The sequence below is a fragment of the Lonsdalea britannica genome (assembly GCF_946477055.1).
GTDB classification, from domain to species: Bacteria; Pseudomonadota; Gammaproteobacteria; order Enterobacterales; family Enterobacteriaceae; genus Lonsdalea; species Lonsdalea britannica_A.
The window spans coordinates 1-10,017 of record NZ_CAMKXG010000127.1 but is presented as its reverse complement, the minus strand read 5'-3'; the positions used below and the strand labels follow the sequence as shown (position 1 = coordinate 10,017).

At 54.3% G+C, this 10,017-nt stretch carries 10 protein-coding genes; 5 read left to right on the top strand and 5 right to left on the bottom strand.

Annotated features, from left to right (window positions below; translation table 11 throughout):
* Both lysA and Q7O77_RS10060 read right to left on the bottom strand, forming a co-directional pair.
* Positions 1–1,274, bottom strand: a 1,274-nt coding sequence (gene lysA, locus Q7O77_RS10065) for a diaminopimelate decarboxylase (RefSeq protein WP_304166521.1), incomplete at its 3' end; no start/stop codon positions are given.
* Positions 1,261–1,560 carry a hypothetical protein gene (locus Q7O77_RS10060; protein ID WP_304166518.1) on the bottom strand — a complete coding sequence of 100 codons (300 nt, stop codon included), beginning with the start codon at positions 1,558–1,560 and terminating at the stop codon, positions 1,261–1,263. The genes Q7O77_RS10060 and lysA, both read right to left, overlap by 14 nt.
* Before the next feature lie 258 nt (positions 1,561–1,818).
* Here Q7O77_RS10060 and Q7O77_RS10055 point away from each other — a divergent pair, with 258 nt between their 5' ends.
* Genes Q7O77_RS10055 through Q7O77_RS10035 form a run of 5 tightly spaced genes read left to right on the top strand, consistent with a single transcriptional unit; the run spans position 1,819 to position 5,982 of the window.
* The gene (locus Q7O77_RS10055) at positions 1,819–2,736 is read left to right on the top strand and encodes a hypothetical protein (RefSeq protein WP_304166516.1); all 918 of its coding nucleotides are present in this window, start codon (positions 1,819–1,821) and stop codon (positions 2,734–2,736) included.
* Between the two features lie 10 nt (positions 2,737–2,746).
* Positions 2,747–3,001, top strand: coding sequence for an acyl carrier protein (locus Q7O77_RS10050; protein WP_304166515.1), 255 nt, complete (start codon positions 2,747–2,749; stop codon positions 2,999–3,001).
* Positions 2,998–3,690 (top strand): VfmB protein, encoded by a 693-nt coding sequence (locus tag Q7O77_RS10045; RefSeq protein WP_304166512.1) that lies wholly within the window; start codon positions 2,998–3,000, stop codon positions 3,688–3,690. The genes Q7O77_RS10050 and Q7O77_RS10045 overlap by 4 nt, the downstream gene beginning before the upstream one ends.
* Entirely contained in the window at positions 3,672–5,024 is a 1,353-nt protein-coding gene (locus Q7O77_RS10040; RefSeq protein WP_304166510.1) for an MATE family efflux transporter, read from the top strand. The genes Q7O77_RS10045 and Q7O77_RS10040 overlap by 19 nt, the downstream gene beginning before the upstream one ends.
* Positions 5,014–5,982, top strand: a complete 969-nt coding sequence (locus Q7O77_RS10035; RefSeq protein ID WP_304166508.1) for an alpha/beta fold hydrolase — start codon at positions 5,014–5,016, stop codon at positions 5,980–5,982. Before Q7O77_RS10040 ends, Q7O77_RS10035 begins: the two co-directional genes overlap by 11 nt.
* A 106-nt stretch (positions 5,983–6,088) precedes the next feature.
* Here the strand turns inward: Q7O77_RS10035 and Q7O77_RS10030 are convergent, their stop codons facing one another.
* The 3 genes from Q7O77_RS10030 to Q7O77_RS10020 form a co-directional block, all read right to left on the bottom strand.
* Positions 6,089–7,399: a PAS domain-containing sensor histidine kinase gene (locus Q7O77_RS10030; protein WP_304166505.1), complete on the bottom strand. Its 1,311-nt coding sequence runs from the start codon at positions 7,397–7,399 to the stop codon at positions 6,089–6,091.
* 5 nt (positions 7,400–7,404) lie between these two features.
* Entirely contained in the window at positions 7,405–8,823 is a 1,419-nt protein-coding gene (locus Q7O77_RS10025; protein WP_304166502.1) for a sigma-54 dependent transcriptional regulator, read from the bottom strand.
* A gap of 25 nt (positions 8,824–8,848) precedes the next feature.
* Positions 8,849–10,017: FtsX-like permease family protein (locus tag Q7O77_RS10020; RefSeq protein WP_304166500.1), on the bottom strand; the 1,169-nt coding region annotated here is incomplete at its 5' end.

Below are 10,017 nucleotides of genomic sequence, written 5' to 3'. Positions count from 1 at the left end.
TGACGCAGCAGATGGGCCATATCGTCAGGCCGACGGATCAGGACGACGCGATCGCCATCGACCAACGCTTCGGCGGGGTAGCCGAAACTCAGAAAATAGACGGGAGAGGCGGTGGGGCCGTAAGCGCCCGAGTTGAACAGGCCGATGAGATCTCCCGCCTCAAGCGTGGGTAAGAGGACATTTTCGCCGATGATATCGGTCGGCGTACACAACGGGCCGGTCAGGTCGTAGCGCTGTAGCGGGGCGCCCGGCGGCGCTATCCCCAGCCGCTCCGCGGGGAAATTTTTGCGGATCACCGCGCCCAAACCGGCGGCGGCGCCGTGACAGTTGGAGCCGCCGTCGCAGATGGCAAAACGCTTATCCCGCGACGATTTGACATCGCGGACGCGCGTCACAAACACGCCGCTGCGCGCTACGATGAATCGGCCCAACTCCATTACCAGTCGAACGTGCGGGTGACGTTGCTGAAACTGGCTGATGGGCGCCTGCAACAATGTCCCCAGCAAGGCGAGGTCCAGCGGCGTCTCTTTCTCGTGGTAGGCGATCCCCAGCCCGCCGCCGATATCGACAAATTCCAGCGCAACGCCGGTCTCTTGCTGACATTTTTCGGCGGTACGCAGGATGTTGAGGGTATTGTGGGCAACGGCTTCCGCATCCAGAATCCGCGTCCCCAGATAGATATGAATGCCGCATAGCTGTAAGTGCGAGTAGGCGTGTCGCTGCGCCATCAGGCTCAGCGCCTGTGATTCGTCCATCCCGAACTGTCGTGGTTTACCACTCATGACCAGGCGCGCTTTGGCGGGCGCGAAGTCCGGGTTGATGCGCAGGGCAAAACGCTGCTGCTTATTCTGTTGCGCGGCTATCTGATTGAGCCTGTCCAGTTCATCCCGGGACTCCACCACTACCGCGTGGATCCCCAGCTCGACGCTCCGTTGGAGTTCCGCATCAGACTTCGCCGGTCCCACGAAGATGATGTCGTCGGGCTGGACGCCCGCCATCAACGCCGTTTCCAGCTCCGGCAGCGAACACACTTCACAGCCCACCTGCTGTTGATGGATCAGGCTGACCAATGACAGGTTGGGGTTCGCTTTGAGCGAATAGAAAAAATGCAGTTCAGGCGGCAAAGCGGCTTTGAGTTGTCGCAGGTCGTCCTTTATTTGACTGGCGCTATAAATATAACAGGGCGTACCAATGGCATCGGCGAGCTTATTATATTCGACACCTTCAATATTATTTTTTGTTATGTATCTGCTGTCGTATTTACAGTGGTGCATGCTGAATGCTCTCTGCCAGGTAATGGCTCAATGCATTAATGTTTAAAAAGTTACCAAAAAATTCATTATCCATGCGTTCAAAAAGATCAATATTCTTTCCGGTGATTTTCTCAATGCGATCATTCAGTCCGGCAACCAGTTCGACTAATTTTACGGAGTCGAGCACGCCAGAAAAACCATATAATTCACGGCCGGATAGAACCAGGTTGATTCGATGCTCATCCAGACCAAGACTCTCAAGCTCGCTGGTGATTATTGTTATTAAATCATTAATAATGTCAGCCATTGCTTCTCCCTGATGAATGAATTCACCCTGTCATTTTTATAGTGCTATTTAGGCTGAAGATTACGCTGTCATTTTTAAGTGAATTTGACTGAAATTGTCATTGAATGAAACTGAGTTAACTTATTTACAGGCAATCTCAGTCAAATATCCACAATAAAAGATGATACTTTCGCCATCATAAATCTAATAGGTCGCCAGCGACGTAAACTATTTGTGAAGAGCTGTTTAACGGCTGAAATTAAACAGGGATGGTAATAGATGACGCTCTTCATCAAAGATATTCAGTGTAGCGATATGCGTTATCAGCAGTGCTGCAATCTGGATGCGCTTAACGTGACGCATCAGATTAATGATAGAGATATCAAGGTCTTCAAACGTATTTTTTCGCTTGATAGCGTGGTAATGAATCGGCTTTGTCATAAGCAAATGCATTTGGAAACGATGGCGAGATTATTGGATAAATATCCGAAGTTACGCTGTGGTTACGGAATGGTTATTTATACGAAAACGCAAACGCATAATACCTTTTTCGATGATGAGTGGCTGGGGGAAATTGCAAATGAATGCGGGATTTCCCACTGGCGGTATTTTACGCTGAGCATGAATCATTGTGCGTCAGGCCTGAGCGCCGTTAATCTGGCTTGTCGTATGGACGATAATGGTTATCAATTTCCTGTTATTATTTTGAGCGGGGAAAAAAGCTTTAGCGCTTCATTTAATCGTATGCCGGTGGGGTTGTTGGGCGAACTATCGACGGCCTGTTTATTAAGCCCGGAAGATGGCGTTTGGGAAATTAAAGATACAAAAGTAGAACATGTTCATCGCTACTATAAAAATCAGGATGAGATGACGCCGCAGGAGCGGAGTGAATTACGCACTCTGTTCTTCGAGGAATTAAATCGGTTTTTAGCGCAGTTTTTAGGTGCTAATAAGACGCCTGATATTGTCATTCCTTATAACCTGAATACGCCTTTGTTAAAAAGAGTGGCGCAAGCGCGAGGATGGACATCAGTTATCGATCTTTCCCAAATCTCTTGCATGGGACATCTGTGGTGTTCCGATATTTTTCATCACCTCTCACTTAAAAAAAATGAACCCTCCCATCAAACGGTGATGGCATTTTCCGCCGGAATGGGAATCACTTTATCCGCTATTAGTCTCGTAAAATCTCATTAAGGTCATTCAAATGGAAACTCTAGACGTTATTAAGCACGCTCTTCAGGACGTTCTCGAAACGCCGTCGCTGGATGTGACGGAAAGTACGCGTTTTGAAGAAGATCTGGATTTGGACTCCGTGAACTTTGTTCAATTTCTTTTGACGCTTGAGGACAGCATCGAGGGACTGATGTTCGACCCCGATCAAATCAGTCAGCACTCTTTCTCCAGCGTGGGCGCGTTGGCCGAGTGGCTTGACGCCTGGCAAGGCGCTGAATCGGTATGAGGGCAGTCAGCGCGGAACACCTCACCCAAGCCACCTCGTATGGTCGTCACCTCGAACCTGTCGATGCGTTGTCCCAGTTCACCGCTCTGATCGCGGGAGCCCCCGGCGGTCTGGCCTGTCATGGGATCGGGCTGTTGCCCGCGAACGCGTCTTCGCCTCTCTACCACCCGGAGGGAACGAACATTGCGCTCGACGGTTGCACGGCGCTGCCTACGGATCGCGTGTTGTCGTTTATGCATCTCCGTAAAGTCGCGGTGACGGAATCACGCCCTGCGCCTCACTGGCTTTCTCTGATTGTCGCCGCGCTGCGTCTGGGCGTGGTCGCCCGCATGCTGGATATCTCCTACGCGCATTTGAACGCACGCAGCAGCTTTGGTCAGAAAACAACGCGGCATCAGCTGATCAAGGCCAGTTTCGCCAGTATCTACGGGGAGATCACCCAGCTTCTGGGCCAGCTGAGCGTGCGGTTGGAACAGGCGGATTATGAGGATCTGGAGCAGGAGCATCTCGCGATAACCCACCTCAGCGGGCAGGCCGAAAAATTGATGGGGGGACACGGTTATTTGCTCGGCAATACCCATACCCTTAGCCATTTTTCGATGATGGTGTACTGCGTGTTCGGCAAAACCGGCGCGCCGCCGCCCTCGGCGGGCAACAAGGTGAATGAAGCATGGCAAAGCCTTCGCTGATTGGCGCTGCGGCTGATGCGCCCGGCGGGGAGATCCGCCAGATCCTGACTCTGGCCTGGCCGATGATCCTGACGGCCGTCGTCGTCTCGTTGTCGCAGAACGGGCCGATATGGCTACTGGGTACGCAGAGTGGGGGGCAACGGGCGCTTTATATCTTGTCCATGCTTCAGCCTTTTTACTTCATCTTCATCGCGTTGTTGGAAGGGCTGACGATCACCAACCAGATTTTCAGCGCGCGTTCGGTCACGCACTGGGCTCCCTGCCGGGTCTGGCACAGCAGCGCGATTTTTTCGGTCGGCGGCGGCCTGCTGCTGGTCGCGCTCGCGCTCGGTAGCCGATGGGGCGCTGCCGGGTGGCAGGGTATTTACCCGAACGACGAACCGGCGCTGTTCTCCCGTTTTCTTCCCGCTTATCTGCTGTCGGTAATACCGCTGTTGATGCTGGAGCTGTGTAACGCCGGATTGAGGGGGCAGGGGAAAACCGCCGTCAGTATGGTGTTCGTCAGCCTGTTTATCATCATCAATCTGACCAGCTGCTTTATCAGCCTGCATTATTATCAAAACGGTTTTATGGCGGTCATCTACGCCAATCTGATCGCCGCGCTTGCCGTTTTACCGTTCTCGGCACTGTCTTTATACACATCGGTGATGGGGCGCGCGGACCCGCAGCCGCGCGCGTTTTTGCCCAGACTGCGTGCCATCACGGCTGACGCTGGGGTGCCCATTTTCCTGACCATGCTGTTCGCGTTTGCCAGCTCCGCCGTGCTGTTTCCGCTGCTCAGTCAGCTAGGCGCCGCTTACGCCAGCGGGTTTCTTATCGTGGTGAAGCTGCGCGCCTTCTTCATCATTCCGGCCGTGGCGCTGGGGTCGGCTATCGCGATTGGGATCAATCAGCGGCTCGCCACCACGTCGCCGCCGCAGCTGAGTCGGCTTCTGCGTCAGGGAATGACCGGGATTGCGCTGGTGTATGCCGGTCTGACGCTGGTGGCGTATCTCACCCGGACTGAGCTGGTTGATATGATGTCCGTCGACGGCGCGGTGCGCGTGAGCGCCTATGCGATCATGTTCTGGCTGCTGCCGACGTTTTTCATCACCTCGCTGATTGCCAGTATTCAGACGATGTTGGAACAGCTGGGCAGGGGAAAACGGGTGCTTCTGATCACGTTCATCATGGAAAGCCTGATGGTGGCTATCGTGCTGTTTGTGGCAACGCAGCCGGAGGCGATGCTGAAGCTGATGAAGAGTATCTTGATTTTCAACGTCTTGTATTTAGCGATTTTCGCGTATGAATACGGGATGTTGTGCCGCAGGTTGGGTCGACAATATGCTCTATGATTTGTTTCTGCCGGTGCTGAAACTAACGGCGATATTGCACCGTCGCTACCATATCTTTCTGGTTCGTCGGCAGCGGCGACCCGCGCTGTTGCTCAAGAATCCGATCGTGCCTGAAAGCCACTATGCGCCGACCTGTCGCCGATTGCGCTGGCTGGACCTGCACCTGCTGCGTTGGCTCGCGCCCGGCAAAGCGGCCTCCTACGCCTTGGATCTGTTTGAGCATCCCCACCGGATGCCCTGCAAGAAAACCGATGCGCGATGGCTGAGCTCGCTGCGCCAGGATACGGTGATCTGCGCCGGACAGCGCGTCGTCGTGTATCGCTCCGGGGCTGAGTCTCCGGCCCGGCGGGTATTACTGATACACGGCTGGGAGGCGCGGGCCGTCATGTTGCGCCCGCTCATGGAGTCTCTCACTCAGGCCGGATACGAGGTGATCGCCCCGGATTTACCCGCTCATGGCGAGTCAGAGGGGGAGCGCTGTTCTTTTAGCGATCTGGTGGCGGTCATCCGTCAGCTGGGCGAGCGATACGGCGCCTTCTGCGCGGCGCTCGGTCATTCGTTTGGTGGAACGGCGTTGCTGCATGCCGCGACGCTGCCATTTCCGTGTCGGCGACTGGTCATCCTCAGTAGTCCGGAGTCTCTGCCCTGCGTGCTGGAGGCCTACATCGCCTTTCATCGCGTGCCGGTGGCGCTCACTGAGCGGATCAATCGGGTTTATCTCGAACGCTATGGCCATGAACCGGACTCGATTTCCTATACCCGCTGGCCGCGCATCGCCGTTCCAACGCTGGTGTGTCACGATCGGGACGATCACAATATCGCGCTGACGCAGGCTTTTCATTTGTTGAGCGCGACTGGCGCGGGTGAACTCTATATCACGGAGGGCAGCGGACATCGCGGGATTGTGCGGGATCGACAGTTGATCCAACGTGTGACCGATTTTGTGCAGGCTCCGTAAGCGCATCAGCAAAAAGCGCTGAGCGTTTTATGCGATGCCAGGCGCGGATACGCCGTGCTAGATCGTTGCTGACTGGGGGACGTCATCACTCCGGTGATCTTAACGTTTATTCCGTCGGGAATTTGATGGTGACCTTACAGCCTGGCTGATCTTCCCGGTTCGTCAGGCTGAAATAACCGCCGTGGGATTCGACAATCTGGCGAGAGAGCATCAAACCAATGCCGCTCCCGTTTTTCTTCACGCTGTAAAACGGAACGAAGATATTTTCCGGGTTGCCAATGCCGCAGCCTTCATCGAGGATTTTCAGGCAGAACTCATTGTCCCTGACTTTCCAGCTCAGATAAATGGCGCCTTCCGGTGAGGACATGGCTTCATCGGCATTCTTTAAGATGTTGATCAGCATCTGTTCTATTTGAACGGCATCGATATTAACCTCGACGCTTTCACTGGAAATGATGTGCGTTTTCCGGTGTTCAAATAAGGTGAGAATTTTTCTGATGAGCGAATCGATATTGTGCGGCGCTTTCTGGGGGAGGGGGAGCGAGGTGAGTTTCCGATAGCTGTCCACGAAGCTTTTCAGATTCAAGGCCCGCTCGTTAATGATATCCAGACCGTCTCGTAAATCCTGATTCTCCTCCTTGCCATCGTCGGGTACAGCCGACAATAACATCTGGCTCAACGAGGCGATGGGCGTCAGCGTATTGTTGATCTCATGGCTCATGACGCGCAGCAGGTTACGCCATGCGCGGTACTCTTCCTCACGCAGCAGCTGGCTGACATCCGTGATGAACAGCAGCTGCTGTTTCTTTCCATCTTCGAAATATTTTTCCAGGATGATTTTGTAGCGTCCGCGCCGTTTCGGAAACTGGTACTCCACGACGCTGTTGGCCGGCAGCTCGAAGAGCGAACGGAATGACAGGTCATTCAGCGCGAGGCCTTTCAGCGCTTTGGCCGACTGGCCGAGCAAGGAAACGGCGGTTTCGTTCACGAACGCGATCTCCTGATCGCTGTTCAGCGCAACGATGGCGACGTCGATATTGTTGAGCACCTTGCGGACCAGATACTGTTGTTGTTTGACGTGCAGACGCTGTTTTTGCATGGAGGAGGCGAGTCCGTTGATCATATCAATCAGGCCATTGAGCTCGCTGTCGGCTTTCTGACGTTTCCCCCGCAGGCTGAAATCGTTATGCGTGATGGCTTCGATCAGATTGGTCAGCGTCGTCAGCTGAAAATTGAGCACCTGCCGGGTCATCAGCGAACAGTAGCCGATGATCGTCAGACAAATCAGCGCCACTAAGGCGATCAGATATCCGGAGTAATCATTCCAAATCATCAGCACGATAATCGCCACCGAAGAGGGAAGCGAGGCGATGATCAGCAGACGTTGCTGTAATGACTCGAGTGAGTGCCGGAACATAGAATTCAGCCAGTCCTTTTAAGACGACGATAAAAGGCGCTGCGGCTCAGCCCCAGCGACTCGGCCGCTTCAGAGGCGTTGCCGTTGTACACCGCGAGGCGTTTTTGCAGGGTTTCCTGCTCGATGTCTTCCAGCGTCAGTAAGTCGATCGGCTGACTTCTCGGCGTGTCAGACAGCGCGTTTTCCCCCGTTTTTTGCGGTTCACCTTCCGGATCGACTGGCAGGGCGAGCCGCAGAAGATGCGGGTCCAGCACGTGGCTGCTGCTGAGCAACACGGTGCGTTCCAGCGTGTGATTGAGCTCCCGGATATTGCCCGGCCAGGGGTAGTTCTGCAGCGTCTGCATCGCCTCTTCGGTAATGGTGAAGGTGGGTTTGCGGTAGCGTTCCGTCAGGCTTTTCAGCTTCCGTTTGACTAGTTCGGGGATATCCTCTTTTCGTTCCCGCAGTGCGGGAATGCGGACTTCGAACGTGTTCAGGCGATAGTAGAGGTCTTTGCGGAATTCGCCGGCGTCGATCATCGTCGCCAGGTCGGCATTGGTAGCTGAAATAATGCGAACATCCGCCGACTGGGTTTTACTGGCCCCGACTTTTTCAAACTGGCGCTCTTCCAGCATGCGCAGCAGTTTCGCCTGCTGGTTGATGGGCACATTGCCGACTTCATCAAGGAACAGGGTGCCGCCGTCCGCCAGTTCGAAGCGCCCGATGCGCTGGGTTTTCGCGTCGGTAAACGCGCCTTTGACGTGGCCGAACATCTCGCTCTCAAACAGGCTGTCAGGAATACAGCCCATATTGACCGAGACGAAGCTGGCGTCGCTGCGGGTTGAATGTTGATGAATGTAATTGGCCAGCATGCTTTTGCCCGTGCCGTTTTCACCGGTGAGCAAGATACTGGCGTGACTTGGGATCACCTGCTGCAAAATCGCCATCACCTGCTTCATCGACGGAGACTGCGCCACCAGTTCATCCTGCAAACAGGGGTGAAGCTGCTGCTGCAGGAGGACGTTTTGCTGCTGCAACGAGCGCTGCTTTTTCAGGACTTCCACCAGTTGCAGCTGCACATTCAGCGCCTGCACCAGACGTTCGTTATCCCAGGGCTTTTGAATGAAGTCGGCGGCCCCTTTCTTCATCGCGTCCACGGCGATATCGATAGACCCCCAGCCGGTCATGACGATAATCGGCAAATCGGGCTCAATCCGTTTGATGTCCGCAATCAGCTCAAGCCCTTCGTTGCCTGAGGTGGTATCACGCTGATAATTCAGATCCAGTAACGCGATATCGGGCTTGCCTTCCCGGACCTGCATGAGCGCCTCATCCATCTGGGTGGCGGTGATAACATCGAACTGATGCAGTTTCAGCATCAGTTTCAATGTCTTGATGATGCTGATGTCATCATCCGCCACCAATACCTTGTAACTCGACTTCATGAGGCCCTCACTCTTTCCTGCTTGATTATTGATGTCTTAGCGCATCGATAGGCTGTATCTGGATGGCGCGTCTTGCCGGAACCAGCGTGGCGACGGTGACGACGACGGCAATCAGCAGTGCCGTAGCGACAAACAGCGCCGTCAACGCAATGCCCTGACTGCCGAATATTTTAAGAATCATCGGCGTGACGACCGCGATCACCGGCAGGCTAATCACCAGACCGATAGCCAGTTGCCACCATCCCTGCATCAGGATCAGCGAGAGGATGTTGGCTGGCGTCGCGCCCAGTGCGCGCCGCGTTCCCAGTTCGGCATAACGTTGGTGAATGCTCTTTGCCATCACCCCATAAATACCGCTGCCGGCAAGCAGTACGGCCATAATTCCAAACATATTGAATAATATAGATATGTAACTTAAGCCGACAGTATTTCTTCCCACCACTTCCTGTAAAGTTTTCTCCTGATAGGCCGGAAGCTGACTATCGATGCGGCTGACGCTCGACTGAATGATATGGCTGAGATCTTCGTGATTCACCCCTTTGACGAGAATCGACATCTGATCCTGCGGCGCTTGCAGCATAGAGCGGTAGGCGGTAGGCATCTCTTTAGTATGGCCGAAAGGCCGTCCTTGAATGATATGGGGAATGATGCCAACCAGGGTGTACCAGTCGTGATCGTCGCCCTCGACCCATCGAATTTTCTTGCCGATCGGCATCGCCTCGTCGGCTAGATAGCGATCGATAAACGAACGGGTGACGACAACGACTTTCTGCGAACGGCTGTCATCGTTCATCGTCAGTAAACGGCCGGTCTCCGCTCTGACGCCCAGGGCTTCCAGCGTGCCCGGATAGGCAACCACATCATTGACGCGCGGGTACTGGTTACGGTTGGAACGCAGATAGCTGGCCCCTTCGATTTCGACATTGCTGGTCGGCGTGAATTCGCCGGGCAAACGGCTGATCAAACCAGCCTGTTCCACCGACGGTTGAGATTTCAGCTCAGCGACGACGCGATTGTCGAAATTATAGCTGTCGAGCGGGGTAGGGTAGGTTCTGTCCGGCAGGCTGACTTTGGCTGACCAGATGTTCTGTATCTGAACGCCGTAATCGATTTTGGACGCCTGAATGACAACCAGCGATAGCAGCGCGCCGATACACAGTACCGCGCAGGAGAGGGCGACTTCGAAAATCACCA